The sequence below is a fragment of the Devosia sp. genome, assembly GCF_028290435.1.
Taxonomy (GTDB): domain Bacteria; phylum Pseudomonadota; class Alphaproteobacteria; order Rhizobiales; family Devosiaceae; genus Devosia.
In genome coordinates this window covers 52,214-71,176 of sequence record NZ_JAQGJV010000009.1, presented here as the reverse complement: position 1 = coordinate 71,176, position 18,963 = coordinate 52,214, and the positions used below count along the sequence as shown (strand labels likewise).

General features: G+C 63.6%; 17 protein-coding genes and 1 other RNA gene. 10 read left to right on the top strand and 8 right to left on the bottom strand.

The features are described 5' to 3' along the window. Both JWP26_RS02110 and JWP26_RS02105 read right to left on the bottom strand, forming a co-directional pair. On the bottom strand, nt 1–1,377 hold the full coding sequence (locus JWP26_RS02110) for a pitrilysin family protein (protein ID WP_299722754.1): 1,377 nt from the start codon (nt 1,375–1,377) through the stop codon (nt 1–3). Nucleotides 1,378–1,576: 199 nt separating this feature from the next. Beyond that, complete coding sequence (locus JWP26_RS02105; RefSeq protein ID WP_299722751.1) at nt 1,577–2,473, bottom strand: biopolymer transporter Tol; 897 nt, start codon at nt 2,471–2,473, stop codon at nt 1,577–1,579. 177 nt (nt 2,474–2,650) lie between these two features. Between JWP26_RS02105 and ettA the strand changes: the two genes are divergently transcribed. Continuing rightward, nucleotides 2,651–4,306, top strand: a complete 1,656-nt coding sequence (ettA, locus tag JWP26_RS02100; protein WP_299722748.1) for an energy-dependent translational throttle protein EttA — start codon at nt 2,651–2,653, stop codon at nt 4,304–4,306. 59 nt (nt 4,307–4,365) lie between these two features. After that, nucleotides 4,366–5,208, top strand: a complete 843-nt coding sequence (locus JWP26_RS02095) for an alpha/beta hydrolase (RefSeq protein ID WP_299722745.1) — start codon at nt 4,366–4,368, stop codon at nt 5,206–5,208. Between the two features lie 253 nt (nt 5,209–5,461). On the opposite strand, the gene JWP26_RS02090 is transcribed toward JWP26_RS02095, so the two are convergent. After that, complete coding sequence (locus tag JWP26_RS02090; protein ID WP_299722742.1) at nt 5,462–5,911, bottom strand: host attachment protein; 450 nt, start codon at nt 5,909–5,911, stop codon at nt 5,462–5,464. A 164-nt stretch (nt 5,912–6,075) separates the two neighbouring features. Here JWP26_RS02090 and rarD point away from each other — a divergent pair, with 164 nt between their 5' ends. The 8 genes from rarD (at nt 6,076) to rnpB (ending at nt 13,826) form a co-directional block, all read left to right on the top strand. Further along, complete coding sequence (gene rarD / locus JWP26_RS02085) at nt 6,076–7,020, top strand: EamA family transporter RarD (protein WP_299722740.1); 945 nt, start codon at nt 6,076–6,078, stop codon at nt 7,018–7,020. Between the two features lie 306 nt (nt 7,021–7,326). Beyond that, nucleotides 7,327–8,460, top strand: a complete 1,134-nt coding sequence (locus tag JWP26_RS02080) for a DUF2336 domain-containing protein (RefSeq protein ID WP_299722737.1) — start codon at nt 7,327–7,329, stop codon at nt 8,458–8,460. Nucleotides 8,461–8,558: 98 nt separating this feature from the next. Beyond that, nucleotides 8,559–9,356 carry a hypothetical protein gene (locus JWP26_RS02075; protein ID WP_299722734.1) on the top strand — a complete coding sequence of 266 codons (798 nt, stop codon included), beginning with the start codon at nt 8,559–8,561 and terminating at the stop codon, nt 9,354–9,356. Between the two features lie 257 nt (nt 9,357–9,613). After that, the gene (locus JWP26_RS02070; RefSeq protein WP_299722731.1) at nt 9,614–10,564 is read left to right on the top strand and encodes a metalloregulator ArsR/SmtB family transcription factor; all 951 of its coding nucleotides are present in this window, start codon (nt 9,614–9,616) and stop codon (nt 10,562–10,564) included. A 13-nt stretch (nt 10,565–10,577) separates the two neighbouring features. Next, on the top strand, nt 10,578–11,474 hold the full coding sequence (metF, locus tag JWP26_RS02065) for a methylenetetrahydrofolate reductase [NAD(P)H] (protein ID WP_299722728.1): 897 nt from the start codon (nt 10,578–10,580) through the stop codon (nt 11,472–11,474). Between the two features lie 184 nt (nt 11,475–11,658). Further along, the gene (locus JWP26_RS02060) at nt 11,659–12,528 is read left to right on the top strand and encodes a hypothetical protein (protein ID WP_299722725.1); all 870 of its coding nucleotides are present in this window, start codon (nt 11,659–11,661) and stop codon (nt 12,526–12,528) included. A gap of 135 nt (nt 12,529–12,663) precedes the next feature. Next, nucleotides 12,664–13,401, top strand: coding sequence for a DnaJ family molecular chaperone (locus tag JWP26_RS02055; protein WP_299722722.1), 738 nt, complete (start codon nt 12,664–12,666; stop codon nt 13,399–13,401). Nucleotides 13,402–13,434: 33 nt separating this feature from the next. Beyond that, nucleotides 13,435–13,826: RNase P RNA component class A (gene rnpB, locus JWP26_RS02050), an RNA gene on the top strand. A 75-nt stretch (nt 13,827–13,901) separates the two neighbouring features. Here the strand turns inward: rnpB and JWP26_RS02045 are convergent. From JWP26_RS02045 to JWP26_RS02025, 5 genes are all read right to left on the bottom strand, one after another. After that, nucleotides 13,902–15,335: a PepSY domain-containing protein gene (locus tag JWP26_RS02045; protein ID WP_299722719.1), complete on the bottom strand. Its 1,434-nt coding sequence runs from the start codon at nt 15,333–15,335 to the stop codon at nt 13,902–13,904. Nucleotides 15,336–15,411: 76 nt separating this feature from the next. Then, nucleotides 15,412–15,768 carry a hypothetical protein gene (locus tag JWP26_RS02040; protein WP_299722716.1) on the bottom strand — a complete coding sequence of 119 codons (357 nt, stop codon included), beginning with the start codon at nt 15,766–15,768 and terminating at the stop codon, nt 15,412–15,414. 112 nt (nt 15,769–15,880) lie between these two features. After that, nucleotides 15,881–16,912 (bottom strand): histidine kinase dimerization/phosphoacceptor domain -containing protein, encoded by a 1,032-nt coding sequence (locus JWP26_RS02035; protein WP_299722713.1) that lies wholly within the window; start codon nt 16,910–16,912, stop codon nt 15,881–15,883. Between the two features lie 3 nt (nt 16,913–16,915). After that, nucleotides 16,916–17,362 carry a response regulator gene (locus JWP26_RS02030; protein WP_299722710.1) on the bottom strand — a complete coding sequence of 149 codons (447 nt, stop codon included), beginning with the start codon at nt 17,360–17,362 and terminating at the stop codon, nt 16,916–16,918. After that, on the bottom strand, nt 17,359–18,849 hold the full coding sequence (locus JWP26_RS02025; protein WP_299722707.1) for a CHASE3 domain-containing protein: 1,491 nt from the start codon (nt 18,847–18,849) through the stop codon (nt 17,359–17,361). The genes JWP26_RS02030 and JWP26_RS02025 overlap by 4 nt, the downstream gene beginning before the upstream one ends. Nucleotides 18,850–18,963 lie beyond the last annotated feature (114 nt).

Below are 18,963 nucleotides of genomic sequence, written 5' to 3'. Positions count from 1 at the left end.
CTATTTGCCCTCGGTGGCGGGCGGCAACAGGTAACTGGTGACCGCGACGGATGGATCGAGATAGCGTTGGGCGACGGCCCGAACCTGTTCGGCGGTGACGGCGCGAATGCGGTCCGGCCATTGGGCAATGTCCTCGACGGTGCCGCCGGTGGCGAGTTCGCGGCCATAGAGATTGGCCATGTCGGCCTGCTCGTCGCGGGCGAAAACCAGGCTGCGGACATAGCGCGTCTTGGCGCTGTCGAGTTCCTGTTCGGTCACGCCGTCCTTGATCAGCAGCGCGATCTGGGCGCTGACGGCGGCCTCGACCGTCGCCAGCGTGTTATCGCCCTGCGGCACGCCATAGACGGTGAAGGTGCTGGGATCGTAGGCGCCTGAATCGTAGCCCGCGCCGGTCGCCGAAGCGATGCCGGTTTTGACCACGACCTGCTGGTAGAGCCGGCTACGCGTACCGCCGCCGAGAATTTCGGACAGCAGGTCGAGCGCCTCGGCCTCGCCGGGCTTGGCATTGTGATAGGTGGGGACCACCCAGGAGGTGGAATAGCTGGGCACGCCGACGCGCGCGTCGTTCATGGTGACGGTGCGGCGCGTATTGTGTTCGGGCTCGGACGGACGCACGCGCGGCGGCAGGTCGGGCCCGCGCGGCACCAGCCCGTAGGTGGTCTTGGCCAGCGCCAGAACGACCTCGGGCTCGACATCGCCGGCCACGACCAGCACCGCATTGTTGGGCGCATAATAGCGGTCATAAAAGGCTGTCGCATCGACGCGGTTGAGCTGTTCCATCTCGTGCAGCCAGCCGATGACCGGAATGCGGTAAGGACTGTTCTGAAACAGCGTGGCCTGGGTCTCTTCCTGTAGCAGGGCGCGCGGGCTGCCGTCGATGCGTGAGCGGCGTTCCTCGATCACCACGTCGCGCTCGGCGCCGATGACATCCTCAGACAGGATCAGGCCGCGCATGCGATCGGCCTCGAGGCTCATCATGGTGGGCAGGGCATCGGGCGGGACGGTCTGGAAAAAGGCGGTGTAGTCATTGGCCGTGAAGGCGTTCTGGTTGCCGCCGATTTCGCTGACCACGCGGTCGAATTCGCCGGCCGGATGCGCCTTGGTGCCCTTGAACATCAGGTGCTCGAAGAAGTGGGCGATGCCGGACTTGCCGGGCGGCTCGTCGGCGCTGCCGATCTTGTACCACACCATATGGGTGACGATGGGCGAGCGGTGATCGGGGATGACGACGATTTCGAGGCCGTTATCGAGCACGTAATGCGTCACGGCCGCCTCGTTGACGACGGCCGCCGGGGCCTCCGCCAGGGCAGGCAGGCTCAGCGTTGCGATCGATAGCGCCAAGCCACAGGCACGCGCCAATCCAGTCATCGACACCATCAGACGCTCCAGGCTTACCCGCCGACGATGGCGATGGCCTGCCTTGTAGAGGGCAAAGTGGGGTCAAGTCGAGCCGCTGGCGTGGCGGTATGCGAGCAATTCTATGGCATTAGCGAGCCCGCTGGCGGGACGCCTTGACGGCTCCGGGCCGCCAAGGCGGCAGGTCGGGACTGAATGGTGTCCGACCTGCCCGGGGGCGTTATTTTGCTACGGGATAGGCGACGTAGGCGAAGCGCTGGCTATCGGGCGCCCAGGAATTGACGTTGATGGTGCCCTGGCCGCCGACGAAGCTGACCAGCGTGCGCTGATCAGAGCCATCGGGGTTCATCATGCGCAGCAGCACATCCTTGTCGGCGGGGTGGCCGAGCGTGCCGGTGGGGAAGCTGATGAAAGCGATCTGCTTGCCATCGGGCGACAGGTGCGGGAACCAGTTGACCAGGTTGTCGAAGGTCAGTTGTTCCAATCCGCTGCCATCGGTGGCGTTCATGCGGAAAATCTGGGCATGGCCGGGCTGGCTCGCGGCCAGTTCGGAGTTGAAATAGACCCAGCGGCCATCGGGCGAATATTCCGGGCCATCATTGGGTACCGACACGTCGGTGAGGCGGACGTCCGCGCCGCCGGCGGCCGGAATGGTGAAGATGTTGACGCGGCGATCGGGGCCTTTGCCCTCGATGGCGACATAGGAAAGGGTTTTGCCATCGGGCGAGATGCCGTGCAGGTAATAGTGGAACGGGGTGTCGTGCGTGTTGGACACGCGGCGCGGGGTGCCACCGGCAAACGGCACAGCATACAGGTGGCCATCGTCGGAGCTGACATAGATGGTGGCGCCATCAGGCGACAGCACATGGTCATTGTTCAGATCGGCCAGGTGGCCGGTATCGATCGGGGTCACTTCGCCGCCGGTGGGGGCGATGCGGAACAGCTTGCCGCCGGCATTGAACACCAGCGCGGTGCCGTCTGCAGTCCAGTTCGGGGCCTCGATGATTTCATCGGCCGTGAAGATGACGGACGCATTGCCGTGGAGGTCGATGACGGTCAGTTCGGAGCGCTGGCCGGCCAGCAGGGTGCGGCCACGGCGGGGAAAGGTGTAGGTCAAAATGGAACGCCTTGCAGTTGTATGAACGTTAATCCAGCCTAACCGAAGGTTCTTTATGACGCTAGTGGCCGCGTGCAGGTTGTGCCCAGCGGCAATTGCCCAGACGCATTGCCCCGAAGGGCGGCTTGGCCTACATACGGGGCAAATCCTGTTCCCGTTATCGAGGTTTGCAAGCCGATGGCTCGCCAATTCATCTACCACATGAGCGGAATGTCCAAAGCCTATGCCGGTGGCAAGAAGGTGTTGGACAATATCCACCTGTCCTTCTACCCCGATGCCAAGATCGGCGTGCTGGGCCCGAACGGCTCGGGTAAGTCGACGCTGCTCAAGATCATGGCCGGGATCGATACCGAATTCACCGGCGAAGCCTGGCTGGCCCAAGGCGCCAAGCTGGGCTACCTGAGCCAGGAGCCCGAGCTCGATCCGGCGCTGAACGTGCTCGGCAATGTCATGACCGGGGTCAAGGAAAAGAAGGCCGTCATCGATCGTTACAACGAGCTGATGATGGACTATTCAGATGCGACCGCCGACGAGGCCAGCAAGCTGCAGGACCAGATCGACGCCGAGAACCTGTGGGATCTGGAATCGCAGGTCGAAGTGGCGATGGAAGCTTTGGGTTGTCCTCCGGGCGATGCCGACGTCACCAAGCTGTCGGGTGGTGAACGTCGCCGCGTCGCGCTCTGTGCGCTGCTGCTGAGCAAGCCCGACCTGCTGCTGCTCGACGAACCCACCAACCATCTCGATGCCGAAACTACCGCCTGGCTGGAACGCCACCTGCGCGAGTTCGAAGGCGCCGTGCTGATCATCACCCATGATCGCTACTTCCTCGACAACGTAACCGGCTGGATTCTCGAGCTCGATCGCGGCAAGGGCGTGCCCTATGAGGGCAATTACTCGGCTTACCTGACTGCCAAGGCCAAGCGCTTTGCCCAGGAAAAGTCCGAAGACCAGGCCCGCGCCAAGGTGCTGGAGCGCGAACGCGAATGGATGGGTCAGTCCCCCCAGGCACGCCAGACCAAGTCCAAGGCCCGCCTCAAATCCTATGAGGAACTGGTCAAGATCAACGAGGCGCGCACGCAGTCATCGACCGCCCAGATCATCATTCCGGCCGGCGAGCGGCTGGGCAATAACGTCATCGATATCGAAGGCCTGTCCAAGTCCTATGGCGATCGCCTGCTGATCGACAACCTGACCTTCAAGCTGCCGCCGGGCGGCATTGTGGGCATTATCGGGGCCAATGGCGCGGGCAAGACCACGCTGTTCCGCATGCTGACGGGCCAGGAAACGCCGGATTCCGGCACCGTGACCATCGCCGACAGTGTCCATATGGGCTATGTCGACCAGAGCCGCGACAGCCTCAATCCCAACAAGACCGTCTGGGAGGAAATCTCCGAGGGCGACGAAGTCCTGATGCTGGGCAAGCGCGAGGTGAACTCGCGCGCCTATACGTCCTCGTTCAACTTCAAGGGCGGCGACCAGCAGCAGAAGGTGGGCAACCTGTCCGGCGGGCAGCGCAATCGCGTGCATCTCGCCAAGATGCTCAAGAGCGGCTCCAACGTGTTGCTCCTCGATGAGCCCACCAACGATCTGGACACCGAAACCCTCGCCGCGCTCGAAGAGGCGCTGGAGGAATTCGCCGGCTGCGCAGTGATCATCAGCCATGATCGCATGTTCCTCGATCGGCTCGCGACCCACATGCTGGCCTTCGAAGGCAATAGCCATGTCGAATGGTTCGAAGGCAATTTTGCCGACTACGAAGCCGACAAGGTCCGCCGCCTCGGCGCCGACGCGGTCAACCCGAAGCGCGCGACCTACAAACCGCTGACGCGCTAAAGATACGGGCCGGGCGAAAGTCCGGCCCTTTTTTGCGAAATGAACTTGGAATTCTGCGCGTGGTAGCGACGTCTTTTTCGATTGCCGTTCGGGGCGCAACATTGGCCGGCATCGCGGCGGGCGAGGGCCTGCCGGTGGTGTTTTTGCATGCCGGGGTCTGCGACAAGCGGATGTGGCAGAGCCAGATGGATGAGGTCGCCGAGGAGGGCTGGGAGGCGATCGCCTATGACCGGCGCGGCTATGGCGAGACGGTTTCTGAGGACGTGGCGTTCAACCATGTCGATGATCTCGTTGCGGTTCTGGCAGCGCGCGATATCCATGCGGCGGTGCTGGTGGGCTGCTCGATGGGCGGTGGCCTCGCGGTAGATTTCGCGCTGCGCTATCCCGGCCGCGTGCTGGGGCTGGTGCTGATCGGCACCTCGATCACTGGGGCGCCGGCGGAGGTCACCGAGGGCGAGCAGCAGCTTGAAATGGCCGAGGAAGACGCTTTCGAGCGCGGCGATCTCGACATGCTGAACAAGGTGCAGGCGCATGAATGGCTCGACGGGCCACGCGCGGCCAATGGCCGGGTCGGCGGCGCGACGCGGGCGCTGTTCCTCGATATGAACGGCGTGGCATTGGGCAAGCCGCCACTGACGCTGGAGGAACCGCGCGCGGATGCCTACCGGCGGATGGATAGCATCAATGCGCCGACGCTGCTGATGGTGGGCGACCAGGATTTCAACTACCTGATCGAACGGCACGATCACCTCTCCGAAGAAATGCCCAACGCCTTCGCGGTGGTGCTGGAGGGTGTCGCGCATATTCCGAGCATCGAACGGCCCGACCTGGTCAATCCGTTATTGCTGCAGTTTCTGGACGCGATCAGCGGTGACGCGGATGATGGGGACGACGAGGACTAATTTGGTAAGCTAAGGGCTTGGCTTCCCTTCACCTCTCCCTTGGGGAGAGGTCGGCGCGTAGCGACGGGTGAGGGGGCCTTCCCCAAGCACCGCGTCCAGCAAAGGCCCCCTCACCCGACCCAAGAGGGTCGACCTCTCCCCCAAAGGGAGAGGTGAAGAAGGCTGATGCCCTTCAGGTTTTGAATCAATGCTTTCCGAATTCGAATCAACCGCTTGGCGGTGTGATTCACTTCGTGCCGTCAACCTTCTGAAACTAAATGCTCAAAATACCATCCAGATGCTTGTCCAACTGTAGCGTCGGCAGGTTGGTCAAATCCTTGTCCAGTTCGGCCACCACGGTCTTCTTGACCCCGGCGCTCATCGCCTTGCGGATATCGCCCAGCGCAATGGGCGCGGCAGCGATCACCAGGCGGTCAAACGCGCCCTTCTGCTGCTGGCGGTCGAGCATGTCGGCGAGGGATCTGACGAACTGGGTCTCGCGGTAGGCGACGGGATCGGTCTTGGGCTCCATGCTGCTGCGGGCTGCACCATTCGACTGGTAGCTGCGGCCGGGACGGTCCGCCATGATGTCCTGTGCCTGTTTGGTATCCATCGCGAAATCCAGGCCATCGACCTGCGTGAGGCCTTTGCCGGGGCCGTTATGCTGCAGCACGCGGGCCTGGGCGCCATCGGCGATCAATACCCAAGTGACGGTCTTCTTCATGGCAATTGCTCCTGTTGGTCTGAATGGTACCAACGTGCCGCGACCCAAAAGGTTGGCCCTAGCCATCAAAATGGGGCGGGTTGCGATCACAAAGCTTCATTGGCGAGGCGCTGCCGCCGCTGCTATCAGAGGCTTTTACGGCGCCGTCCGGGCGCGGAGTTTTTATGTCCCTGCCAGAATCGGCGCCTGCCACGCTCGCCCCGGTGCCAGCCCCCGTCATCGATGCCAAGGACGCCGCCAATGGGGTGGTGGCGGCGCTCGTCGCCTATCTGCTGTGGGGCTTCCTGCCGCTGCTGCTGCATCCGCTGAGCGAGGCGGGCGCTGTGCTCGTCGTGGCTGAACGCACGATCTATTCGCTGATCCTTTTGGCCATCGTCCTCGCCATCACCGGCAAGTTCGGCGAGGTGCGCGCCTTCCTGCGCGACGGTCGAAAAGTGCGCGTGCTGGCCCTTTCGTCGGTGCTGCTGGCATTCAATTGGCTGCTCTATGTCTACGCGGTCGATGCCAACGAATTGCTGCAGGCCAGTTTTGGCTATTTCATCAATCCGCTGGTCAATATCGCCATCGGCATGGTGTTTTTGGGTGAACGGCAGAACAGGTGGCAGACGGTCTCAATCGGCATCGCGGTGATTGCCATCGGCATCCAGGCGGCCGCCTTGGGCAGCGTGCCCTATATCTCGCTGGGGCTGGCGATATCGTTCGGCCTCTACGGCTATTTCCGCAAGACGGCGATGCTGGGGCCGGCTACGGGCCTGTTCGCCGAAACGCTGATGATCGCGCCGGTGGCGATTGCCTATATCGGCTATAATCTGGTGACTGTGGGCATCGGCGTGCATAGCGATCCGACCATGCTGTTGCTGCTGATCCTAACCGGCCCGGCAACAGCGGTGCCGCTGCTGCTGTTCGCCTTCGCGGTGCAGCGGCTGCGGCTGACCACGATCGGCATGTTCCAGTATCTGGCGCCGTCGATCCAGTTCCTGATCGCGGTGTTCGTGTTCCACGAGGAAATGAATGCCACGCGGCTGGTGAGCTTTGCGCTGATCTGGCTGTCGCTGGTGGTGTTCAGTTGGGACAGTTTCCGGCGCCGCCCGAGGGCTGTTGCGGCGTAGCCGTTACCCACCAGGTTACTCACATCAGTTGCTATCCACACCCACCGTCTACCCGCGGACTTGATCCGCGGGCCCTCCTCGCGCATGCCGGGTGGAGAGTGGCCCGCGGATCAAGTCCGCGGGAAGACCGTGGGTGGGATAGTGCTGCTGCGACCGCGGGATCGGTAACGGTTTCCGATTTCCTGACGCCATCGGCAAAAATCCCGACAATTTGAATCAAATCCGAACTGGCAATTTCAGCGGGCACGAGAACCTCCCGGTCCATCCTGATGCTCTAAATTTGCGGCAGGAGCCGGGAGACAGATGATGAGCGAGCTTGACCAGGGGCAGCGGGCGTTTTCGAGCTTCAGGGTTCTGAACGGCGAAGAGAACCACTCCGAACGCGACCAGTTGTTCCGCAACATGGCGCAGCTCTTCAGCTTCGTCTCCGCCCAGTGCGATGACGAGCAGGTGGCCCAATATGACGAAGTGCTCTGCCAGTTGGCCGAGCTGGTCGAGGTGGAAGCGCGGGTGCATGTCGCCAAGCTGTTGGCGCCGCTCGAGCGGGCGCCGGGCACCGTGGTGGTCAAGCTGGCCAATGACGTCATCGAAGTGGCGCGGCCACTGCTGGAATTTTCCAACGTGCTCAGCGATGACGACCTGATCGACATCATCAGCACGCATGGCGAGGCCCACCGGATGGCCATTGCCAGCCGGGTCAATGTGCCCGAGCGGGTCGGCGAAGCGATCGTCGAGCATGGCGGGACCTCCTCGGTGGTCCGGCTGGTGCGCAATCCCACCGCCGAATTCGATGCCGAGACGCTGCGCAGGCTGGTGGCGCGCGCCCGGGTGGATGCCGAAATCGCCCACGATCTGCGGGCACGCACCGAGATCGACTGGTCCTCGCTGCGCGGGCAGATCGATGAAGCGGCCGGCAAAGTGCTCGAAGCGCTGGGCGACGTGGATAGCCATGTCGATCCGATCGCGGCCGGCAAAATCAATGCGGTGGTTTATAACCGCATGCGCAACCGGGCGGGCTTTTCGGCCACCGAATGGAAGCTGGCCTATAATCAGGTCAAGGCGCTCAGCGACCGCCGGCAGCTCGACGATCGGGCGCTGGCTCGGTTCGCGCGGTTTGGCTATGGCCACCATGCGGCGGCGGCGCTGACGGTGATGCTGCGGGTGGAGCCCGAAGTGTTCGTCAAATGGCTGGCGGGACAGGATTATGTGGCCATCACCGTGGCTTTGCGCGCCGCCGGGCTGACCCCCGAGCTGTTCGAGTCTATCGTCGGCATGTTGCCCTGGCGCGACCTGCCCACAGAGATGGACAAGCGCAATGTGCTGGCCCGCTTCGAGGCGATCAGCCGCGACGAAGCCAGTGGCATCTTCGAATTGTGGCGGGCGCATTCGTTCCGCAAGCGTGGCGCCGAAGACCGCGCGGCGACCGCGGCCGCACTCTAGCACATCGCAAATCGCGCTGGACCTCGCCAGCCAACCCGCTATTAGGCAATTCGCGTCCATCTGGATGCGAGCTGCCGGGCCGGCTGCGGGGAACAGACATGACACTTCCAACCATCGTGACGTTCTGGCACGGGCCAATGAGCTGGCTCGAGCGGCTGTGTGCCGTCTCGTTCGTGCGGCAGGGGCATCGGGTCGAGGTCTATGCCTATGAGCCGATGGACGATCTGCCCGAGGGCGTCGTCTGGCGCGATGCGGCGGAGATTTTGCCGCGCGACAAGCTGGTTTTCTACAAGGGACGCGGCACGCCGGGTGTGTTTTCCGACTATTTCCGCATGAGCCTGCTCAAGGCCGAACGCGGCATCTGGGCGGACCTGGATGTGTTTTGCGTGCGGCCTATCGCCGAGCCGCCGGACTATGTGATGGGCTGGGAGCGCGAGGGCTCGGTCAATGGTGCCGTGTTGCTGCTGCCGGCGCAGTCCGAATTGCTCGACAGGCTGCTGGCCGTGTTCACCGAGATCAAGCGGCCGCTGCTGGAGCCACATCTGCCGATCGGACGGCGGCTGGAGGTGGCAGCGCGGCGGCTACTGGGGCAGGCGGTGCCGCCCGAATATATGCAATATGGCGCGACCGGGCCGTTTGCGCTGACGCATTATACGCGGGCGTTGGGGCTGACCGGGCAAGTACAGGCGCGGGAAGTGTTCTATCCCGTGCGCTACGAGCAAATCCCGCTTCTGATGCAACCCGGCAGCCGCCTCGAAACCTTTATCACGCCCCAAACCCTTGCCGTGCACATCTGGCGCAGCCAAATCACCAATCGCGGCCGGGCCGAAATGCCGGTGCCGGTGGCGGACAGCGCGCTGGCGGTGGTGTGTGCGGAGTTGGGTGTGGAGGTTTAGGGAACATTCAGTTCGACGCTTCCGGTCGAGAGCCCCGCTCTGATCCCCTCCCCCTTGAGGGGAGGGTTAGGGTGGGGGGAACCTCTCCGGGAGTGTAGCTTGGTCAGTGAGACCGCCACTCTTGCTGCGACTTCCCCCCACCCCGGCCCTCCCCTCAAGGGGGAGGGGGAAGAAGGCCCCGGCTTCCCAATCACAAATCCCACTAGACCCCTCCGCCAAATCGGATATAAAGACATCTTTATATCTCGTGAGGGGCGATGGCCGAACTGGGAACATTGGTGGGATTGCTGAAGGCGGCGGGTGAGGGGACCCGGCTGCGCCTGTTGGCATTGCTGTCCGATGGCGACCATTCGGTCAAGGACCTCACGGAAATTCTGCGGCAAAGCCAGCCGCGTGTCTCGCGCCATCTCAAGCTGCTAGCCGATGCGGGCCTCGTGCAGCGCAACGCCGAAGGGGCCTGGGCCTATTACGGGCTGGCATCAGGCGGCGAGGGCGCCGAGTTGGCGCAATGGCTGATTACCCGCGTCGATCACAGCGATCCCGAGCGCAAGCGCGATTGCGAACGCCAGCATGCCGTGCGCGCGGCCCAGCAGGAACAGGCGGCGCAGTATTTCGCCAAGGTGGCTGGCAGCTGGGATCTGCTCAAGACGCTGCACGTGCCCGAATCCGCCGTCGAGGCTGCGGTGGTCGAAGCGCTGGAGGGCAGGGTGGTCGACTTGTTGGTCGATCTGGGCACCGGCACCGGGCGCATGCTGGAAGTGTTGGCGGGCTCCTACAAGCGCGGCGTCGGCGTCGATGCGAGCCGAGAAATGTTGGCGGTGGCGCGCTCGCGGCTGGCCAATGCCGCCATTGGTCACGCGCAGGTGCGGCTCGGCGATATCGGGGATCTCGATGCCAGCGTTGGTCCCGCCGATGTCGTGGTGATCCACCAGGTGCTGCATTATTTCGATGATCCGGGCCGCATGCTGGCGCAGGCGCGGCGCCTGCTCAAGCCGGGCGGGCAGATCGTGATTGTGGATTTCGCGCCCCATACTCTGGAATTCCTGCGCAGCGAGCATGCGCATCGCCGGCTGGGTCTGTCGCAGGGGCAGATGGAGACCTGGGCGGGTGCTATCGGAATGGACGTCAATCTGGTGCGGGAATTTCCCAGCGACAGCGGCGAAAACGGACTGACGGTCTGCCTCTGGCGGCTGAACGACAAGAACTGAAAGTTTTAAGACCATGATCGACGACAACGCCCGCGCCAGCCGTTTGACCGCGGAAAAGCGGCCCGACCTGCAGCTCAGCTTCGAGTTTTTCCCGCCCAAGACCGACGTCATGGAGCAGAAATTCTGGGAGTCGATCCACAAGCTGGCCCCGCTCAAGCCGCGTTTCGTATCGGTCACCTATGGGGCCGGCGGCGGCACGCGCGAGCGCACGTTGCGCATGGTGTCTTCGATCAAGGCCGATACCGGGGTCGATGCCGCGGCGCACCTGACCTGCGTTGGCGCCTCGCGCGACGAGGTCGATGCGGTGGTGCGCGGCTACCGAGCGGCCGGCATCACCCGCATCGTGGCGCTGCGCGGCGATCCGCCGGAGGGCGTCGGGCAGCCGTTCACAGCCCATCCCGATGGCTATCGCAATGCGGCCGAACTCGTGGAAGGCATTCGCAAGATCGGCGATTTCGATATCTCGGTCGCCGCCTATCCGGAGCGCCATCCGCAGAGCCCGGATTGGGACAGCGATATCGCCAATCTCAAGCGCAAGATCGATGCCGGCGCAACCCGCGCCATTACGCAGATGTTCTTCAAGAACGCCGATTATCTGCGCTATGTCGAGCGCGCCCGCGCGGCGGGGATAACGGCGCCGATCGTGCCGGGCATCCAGCCCATCCACAGCTTCAAGCAGATTTCAGGCTTCGCGGCCCGCACCGGCGCGACCATTCCGGCCTGGATGGCCGAGCGCTTCGAGGGGCTGGAGGATGATCCGGAGACACATGCGCTGGTGGCTTCGGCAGTCGCCGCCGAGCAGGTCATCGAGCTTCTCGACGAGGGCGTGACTGAGTTCCACATCTATACGCTCAACCGATCAAATCTCGCTTTGGCTCTTGCGAGACTGTTAGGCAAGCGGCCCGATTAACCTTGCGTTCACCATAATCTGGTGCCATGAGGGCCGCGCTCGGCGGCCATCGAGCTTGAAGAAGCGTCGTTCAGGTCCCATTCAGGTCGCGGGGAGTGTCGTGGAAGACGGTGCCAATTTCACAAATTGGCCATGAAAACCGGCTTTGTCGCCCGAGAGGGCGGAGCAATTCGGGACTGGAAACATGCAGATCGACCGCCGCATTACCAATGGCCTGGCTTGGGCCGGCCTGTTTGTCGTTGTCGCCATACCGGTGGCCGATGCTGTTTCCCGGCAGTTGATGGGCGATAAGCCCCAGTTCGCCGTCGCCGTGGCTGAAGTGCCGGGCGTAGAAGCGCCGGTTCCGGCGCCGCTGAGCCAGCGCCCGCATGCCCCCGTGATCGAGACGGCGGCGATTGCGCCGGCGCAACCTGCCGTGGTCAGGCCCGTGGTGCCGGCCGTTGCCAAACCCGTCGCCGCCGCCAATCCGGTCGTCGACAGCTTCCTGTCCTCCGGCAAGGCATTGCCCTCCTATATCACCGGCGGCGATGACGAGCCGGCACAGGCCGTGGTCGCACCCGCGCCCGCCAAGCCCGTTATACCTGCCGTAACCAAGCCGGTCGTTGCCCCGGTTGAAACCGCGGTCGTGGCCCCGGCCAAGCCGATTGTGGCCCCTGAAGCGCCGGTCGCCATCGATCCTGTCGAAGTGGCCGCGCTGACGCCCGTCAATGTCGCGCCAATGCCGATGCCGCTTTCAATGCGCCCCACGCCGGTGACCCGTCCGCTGGCCACCGCGGCGCGCAATGACGATATCGTGCTGCCCCCCGAAGTGGTGGCCAACAATAATGCCCGGCCTGCGGCGGTCGTTGACGACCTGCGCGATTGGGAATCAGGTCCGCTGTCGGAGTTCCTTGCCCGGCGTCAAGGACAGCAAAAGTCGTCGGCCACAGTGACCAGCGACCGCGCTTTCCCGGATGGCTATTATGACGACAGCAATGCCGTCCGCCGTCCGCGTCGCGATGTTTATCTCGGGCCGGTGCAGGACGATGCGGTGTTTTTTCCCTTCGTGAACTAAACCGTAGAGCGGCTATGCACTCCTGAGTGTGGACCGCCGCACTCTCACGATATATGCTGGACGAACATATGCGGTGCTGCGTCGCCGGACGCGGGCCGCTTTGGTTTGGGAAAGGCTGCCAGAATGTTGTGCTGCGTGCGCAAGCCCGAAGAAAACCACGATGGCTGGCATCGGCTGACCGAGTTCATCGGTTCGTTCAGCAAGCGCACGGGTGTGGTCGGCTCGGTGGTCAATATCCTCGACCCCGATACCTGGCTGCCGGGAGGGCGCGAAGCCGCGTTCACGCTGGCGCTGATCGCGCTCGCCGCCAAGATGGCCGTCGCCGATGGGGCCGTGACCGCGTCCGAAGTGCGCGCCTTCAACATGACCGTCGAGATCACCGCCGGGCAGGAACCGCAGGTCGAGCGCCTGTTCAACCTCGCCAAGCAGGATGTCGCCGGCTACGAGCACTATGCCCGCAAGATCGGCCGGTTCTTCCACGATAGCCCCGAAACGCTGGAGCATGTGCTCGATAGCCTGTTCTTCATCGCCACCGCCGATGGCATGGTGCATGAGGCGGAGCTGGATTACCTGCAGTCGGTCAGCGACATTTTCGGCTTCGATCCGGCGCGGTTCGAGCAGATGGCCAGCCAGCACGTCATGCTGGAAGAGGGCGTTGATCCCTATCTGGTGCTGGGCCTTGCCCCCAATGCGCCGCCAGCCGAAGTGCGGCGGGTCTATCGCCTGCTGGTGGCTGAGCATCATCCCGACCGCCTGATCGCCAAGGGGGTTCCCGAAGAGCTGATCGACGTAGCGACCGCCAAGATGGCGGCCATTAACCTGGCCTATCAGGCGATCACCAAGCCGCGTGTACAGCCGCTGCTGCCCGCTTGACGCGCAGCGTCGATAGTCTCTAAAGCTTCCCAGCCAGTTGACCGGGTGGCCGCTGTCGCGTGGGTAACTGCGCGATGGAGGAAAGTCCGGGCTCCATCGAAACACGGTGCCGGATAACGCCCGGCGAGGGCGACCTCAGGGAAAGTGCCACAGAAAGTAAACCGCCCCGGCATGCCGGGGTAAGGGTGAAAGGGTGCGGTAAGAGCGCACCGCGGACCTGGCAACAGGGACGGCACGGTAAACCCCACCGGGAGCAAGACCAAATAGGGATGACGCGGGGCGCAAGCCCCAGCCGGTTTTGAGGCCAGATCATCCGGGTTGGTTGCACAAGGCGTCTGGTAACAGGCGTCACAGATGAATGGCCGCCACGTACGCATCGCAAGATGCGTGCCCTACAGAACCCGGCTTACAGGTCAACTGGCGTTGATTTTTCCGGTGGCGCGGTTGCCGTCCTGCGGCGGCGGCCGATGCCGGCATAAGGCCGGCATCGGTCATGAGCTTTACGCAGCCCCAGCTTCCTTCATGCGCAGCGGCAGCAGGAAATCGACCAGTGCGAAGACCAGGACGGCGGCGCCGGTCAGCGGGAATGCCAGGCAGACCGCCAGCGCAATAACCAACACAGCCCAGGGCGCACGATATTGGCGGGGATAGAGCGGGGCGGCGAATCGACCTTTGGGCCGGCGCATCCACCACATGATGATCCCCGACACCGACACGAAAAGAATGGCGGCGCAGAAGAACAGGTTGAGGACGATGTTCCACCATCCCAGATTGCCCTGGTGGAGCGCTATGCCCGCAGCCATGGCCTTGCCGCCGATGCCGTAATCCGCGAAGGCGATTTCCATCAAAACCTTTCCGGAATACTGGTCGACATGGACGGTGCGGTCGCCGAATGGGTTGCTGCTATCGCCGCTGGTGGAGTCCGAGGAGATGGTGAAGACGCCGGTCGCATCGGCCGGCATGTTGATCCGCACCTGGCCCTGAAAACCGATCTGGCGGGCCAGCGAAGCGACACTATCCAGGGTCACCGCACCTGGCGGGGACATATCCATGCCCTCCATACCGGCCATGTCGTCCATGCCAGCCATACCCGCCATGTTCGAGTGATCATGGGACGTCGGCATGGGTGTCTGTTCCAGCGTCCAGGGCACATCCTTCTCGTCGCCGTGGTTCATGCTGGCATGCTTGGCATCCGAGAGTGGCAGGCCAGAAAGCTTGCCGGCCGGGAAGGTATTCCAGGCCTGGACGAGTTGCGTGCCCCAGACACCTGTCCATGACAGGCCCGATATCAGGAAGAACAGCATCACCACCGCGAAATAGGCACCTGCGCTCATATGCAGTTCGCGCCAGAAGCCACGGCCAGTGAGCAGGCGCGGCGTCAGGGCCCGCTTGAGCGTTCGCCCCTGTTTTGGCCACCACATATAGAGGCCGGTCAGGAGCAGGATGATCCCCAGGCCTGCGGCGATCTCCAATACGTGGTCGCCAAAGTCGCCCAGCAGCAGGGTGCCATGGATTTTGGAAGCCCAGTTGAACAGCACGCCATCCTGACGGTAGTCAGCGATCACGGCCGTATCGGCCGGGTTGACGGCAACGATGTGCGCACCGTCGGCGGCGGTGACGATGAAGAGGCTGGCCTGATCGAGCGTGGATGGCTGCACGTACATGGAGACGGTGCCGCCGGGGATCGCCGCCGCCGCGGCATCGGCTTGAGCCACCAGGGACGCCGGTGTCGCGGTTGGCGCCACGAAGTGTCGCGGCCCCAGCATGGTCTGCACGGAATTGCCGTAGAGCATGATCATGCCGGTGCAGGCCAGGATGATGAAGAACGGTACGACGAAGAGGCCGGCATAGAAGTGCCAACGCCAGACGGCACGATAGAGGCGAGAGCTGACGCGGCTATCGGCCGGCGCGGCCTCGGTTGAAACTGTGGTCATCGAGTATTATCCAAATAGGGACGCGCGCGCTCGGGGCGGCGGCGAAGCTGCAGATGCAAAGGGGCGGATCGGCGGCTCAAGCGAGCGAGGGCGGTCCGCGTATAGGCTGCAGGGTTGTCGGCCATTGCTGTCGCGCAGACGCAGTGGGCGCCACGTAAACGAGGGCTTCGGTGCGCAGCGCCAGCCGCTCGCCATAAGCGGGAGGCTGTGGCAGGTCGGCGCCTGCGCCGATGCGGCAGGCGTGGCACGCGGTGTGGCCCATCCGCTCGGGAGCGTCGGGGGAACCGCAAAAGGCGGTGTAGGCGCTGACGCTTTGGTAGCCAACCGGTCCGGCTTGGGCGGGAACGGTCTGGTGGCCCAAATTCAGCAGGATCAGCGCCAGCACCATCAGTGCCCGCGTCAACTCCGCCAAATAGGTATTGCGTTGTGCCATTGCGTCCTCGGGCCCTCCGCTACACGGTGGCGCTGCCGATTTCCATCAAAAAACTTTGAATCGCACAGACGCGCTTTTGCGAGCGCAGCGTGGAAACAACGCCGACCACGGACTATCCGGCAAATCGCAGTGACACACTCGTGCCGCCGCCGCCGCCATAGCTCACAGTCGCGCCCAGGCTATGGGCCATGGCTTTGACGATGCGGCTGCCCAGGCCCGTGCCCTGGGGAGTGCCGGTGCCGTCCCAACCGATCCCGTCGTCTTCGACGCGCAGTTCGACACCCTCGCCGACGCGAACCAGCCGGATGCGCACTTCGCCCTGCTGGGTGTCGCGATAGGCGTACTTCATCGCGTTGGTGACGAGTTCGGTGACGATGACGCCGACCGAGGCGGCTTTTTCGGTGGCAAGGGGGAAGCTGACGGCTTCGACATTGATCAGCGCGTGATGGCCGGCGGCCTTCATGGAGGCATCGAGTTCACCGGCGAGGCTGCGCAGATAATCGCCGATCTCGACGGTGCGGACGTCGTCGGAGGTGTAGAGGTGGCGGTGCACGCCCGCGATGGCGGAAATGCGGGCCTGGGTTTCGGCCAGCGCATTCTTGGCCTCGGCGTTCTGCACGGCATTGGCCTGCAGGCCAACGAGCGCTGCCACCATGGCCAAGCTATTGGCGACGCGGTGATTGACCTCGCCCAAGAGCATTTCGGCGCGCTCGCGGGCCTCGCGTATTTCCCGCTCAGCCAGCAATTTGGCCCGGTTGAGGCGGACGCGTTCGACGGCGTGGTCAATGGCCGAGGCCAGCAATTCCATGAGGTCGTCGTCGAGGCTCTTGGCCACATAGTCGCTGGCGCCCGATTTCAGCGCGGCGACGGCGACGGCGGTTTCGGCGGAGCCGGTGACATAAACCACAGCCGGGTGGTCGCTGAGCGTCGCCATCGCGGCCAGTACGTCGAGGCCGGTGCCGGTGGGCAGATAGTGGTCGAGGACGACGACATCGATGCCGCCCAGTGCGATCCGGGCGAGGCCGGCTTCGCCCGTGGCGGCATGCTCGAACAAGTAGCCGCGCCGCTCCATGGCCTTTTGCACGAGGCGCGCAAGGCCGGGATCGTCATCGATATAGAGCACGCGCGGGGTGCGGTTGGGCATGGATCAGTCGGCCTTCGGTATCTGCATGACCGAGAAGAAGAGGCCGAGCTGCTTGATGGCATTGGCGAAGCCATCATAGTTCACCGGCTTGGTGATGTAGACATTGGCGCCCAGGTCGTAGCAGCGCTGGATTTCGCGCTGGTCATCGGTGGTGGTCAGCACCACGACCGGCGCGCAGCGGGTGTGGTCGTTGCCCTTGACCTTCTCGAGGATATCGACGCCCGTCATGTCGGGCAGGTTAAGGTCGAGCAGGATCAGCAATTGCCGGCCCTTGTTGACCAGCCCCGAGCCATCGGGACCCAGCAGGAAGGCCAGCGCTTCGGTGCCATTGGTGAAGGGGATGATCTCGTTGGAGACACCGGCGCGGCGGATATTCTTCTCGATCAGGCGGGCATGGCCTTCGTCGTCCTCGATCATGACGATAGTGACCGGCTTGGCTTCGTTGCTCATTGGACGCTCCCGACGTAGTTGCGCAGATCGCGCGGCAGACTGATGGTAAAAGTAGTGCCGGTCCCGAGTTCGGAAACCAGCGTGATCTCGCCGCCCAGGCTGCGCACCATGGTGCGCACATGCGCCAGGCCGATGCCCTCGCCGGGCTGGCTCTGGGCGCCGGAGCGGCGGAACAGCTCGAACACGCGTTCATGGTCGGTGCTGGCAATGCCGCGGCCATTGTCCTGCACGTCGATGAGGATACGATTGCCGGCGGCAAGGGCCGCCCGAACCATGATGGTCAGCGGACGGGCGGTATCCTGGTATTTGACGGCATTATCCAGCAGGTTACCCAGAATCTGCTCCAGCGACAGCTTGTCCGAGATGATGCGTGGCACCTTCACGTCGCTCGTCACCGAGCCGCCGTTTTCGCTGATCTGGTGATGCACGGCCGCGGTCGAGGTTTCAATGACGTCGTTGAGGTCGAGCTGTTCGGGGCGCAGTTGGCGGCGTCCTTCGCGCGAAATCTTGAGGATGGCGTTGATCAGGCCGTCCATCTTGCGGGTGGAGGAGCGGATAAAGCCGATGGCTTCGGGCAGGTCCTCGGTGGCGGCAAGCCGTGCGTCGTTCCAGCGCGGATCGTCGCCGTCATCATGGCCGTTCATATAGGCCTGCAGCGTGCCGACGGTGCCCTCCAGCTCGGCGGTGAAGCCCATGATATTGACCAGCGGCGCGCGCAGGTCGTGGGTCACGATATAGGCGAAACGCTGGATTTCCTCGTTGGCCTTGCCGAGGTCGTCCGTTCGCTCGCGCACCCGGTCTTCGAGGCCGGCATTGGCGGCTTCGAGGTCGGCGCGCGCCTTGGCGATGTCGCGCGTATAGGCCATGACGGTCACGGCCGAGCCGCCCACCACCACGAAGATGACGAAGGCGCCGATGATGGTGACCCAGCGCAGCGCATTGGTCGAGCCGCGCTGATCCTCGATGCCGGTCACTATGCGATCGTCGGCGGCGGTGATGATGCCATCGAACAGGGTGCGGGCCTCGTCCATGGCGTCCTTGCCACGATCGGTCTCGACGATGGCCATGGCCTCGTCGCGTTTGCCGGCCCGCGTCAGCGCAATGGTCTCGGCCAGTTCTGAGAGCTTGTCGGCCACCCCGGCGTTCAGCGCGGCGACCGACGCTGCGGCCTCGGGATAGGACTTCTGCACCGTGTTGAAACGCTCCAGCAGATCAGGGATCTGCGGCAGTGCGTCGTTGTACGGCTCCAGATAGCGTTCTTCGCCGGTCAGCAGGAAACCGCGTTGGCCGGTTTCGGCGTTCTGCAAGGCATTGCGCAAATTGACGGTGGCCGAACGGGCAATGCGCGCTTGCAGGCCTTGGTCGAAATAAACCTGGTTGCGTTCGACCAGCCATATCGTGGTGCCAACGATTGCGGCCAATGCCAGCAAGCCGACCAGCAGCAGGGCTGCGGTCGAGCGGACCAAGGCATTGCCGGAAATGGGCATTCAAGGCGTTCCTTCACAGTGGTGCACGTTCATGGCGCAAAGGGCAAAGTGGGGCAATATGCAAAGTTTAATTGCGCGGGTTTTGTCCGGTTTTCAACGGATGACGATGGGGCG

Coding starts and splice junctions, on each gene's coding strand:
- JWP26_RS02035 (WP_299722713.1), bottom strand. CDS start 16,912: ATGCCCAACCGCACCCCGCGCGTGCTCTATATCGATGACGATCCCGGC.
- JWP26_RS02075 (WP_299722734.1), top strand. CDS start 8,559: ATGACACTTCCAACCATCGTGACGTTCTGGCACGGGCCAATGAGCTGG.
- rarD (WP_299722740.1), top strand. CDS start 6,076: ATGTCCCTGCCAGAATCGGCGCCTGCCACGCTCGCCCCGGTGCCAGCC.
- JWP26_RS02070 (WP_299722731.1), top strand. CDS start 9,614: ATGGCCGAACTGGGAACATTGGTGGGATTGCTGAAGGCGGCGGGTGAG.
- JWP26_RS02045 (WP_299722719.1), bottom strand. CDS start 15,335: ATGACCACAGTTTCAACCGAGGCCGCGCCGGCCGATAGCCGCGTCAGC.
- metF (WP_299722728.1), top strand. CDS start 10,578: ATGATCGACGACAACGCCCGCGCCAGCCGTTTGACCGCGGAAAAGCGG.
- ettA (WP_299722748.1), top strand. CDS start 2,651: ATGGCTCGCCAATTCATCTACCACATGAGCGGAATGTCCAAAGCCTAT.
- JWP26_RS02110 (WP_299722754.1), bottom strand. CDS start 1,377: ATGGTGTCGATGACTGGATTGGCGCGTGCCTGTGGCTTGGCGCTATCG.
- JWP26_RS02040 (WP_299722716.1), bottom strand. CDS start 15,768: ATGGCACAACGCAATACCTATTTGGCGGAGTTGACGCGGGCACTGATG.
- JWP26_RS02080 (WP_299722737.1), top strand. CDS start 7,327: ATGAGCGAGCTTGACCAGGGGCAGCGGGCGTTTTCGAGCTTCAGGGTT.
- JWP26_RS02030 (WP_299722710.1), bottom strand. CDS start 17,362: ATGAGCAACGAAGCCAAGCCGGTCACTATCGTCATGATCGAGGACGAC.
- JWP26_RS02090 (WP_299722742.1), bottom strand. CDS start 5,911: ATGAAGAAGACCGTCACTTGGGTATTGATCGCCGATGGCGCCCAGGCC.
- JWP26_RS02025 (WP_299722707.1), bottom strand. CDS start 18,849: ATGCCCATTTCCGGCAATGCCTTGGTCCGCTCGACCGCAGCCCTGCTG.
- JWP26_RS02060 (WP_299722725.1), top strand. CDS start 11,659: ATGCAGATCGACCGCCGCATTACCAATGGCCTGGCTTGGGCCGGCCTG.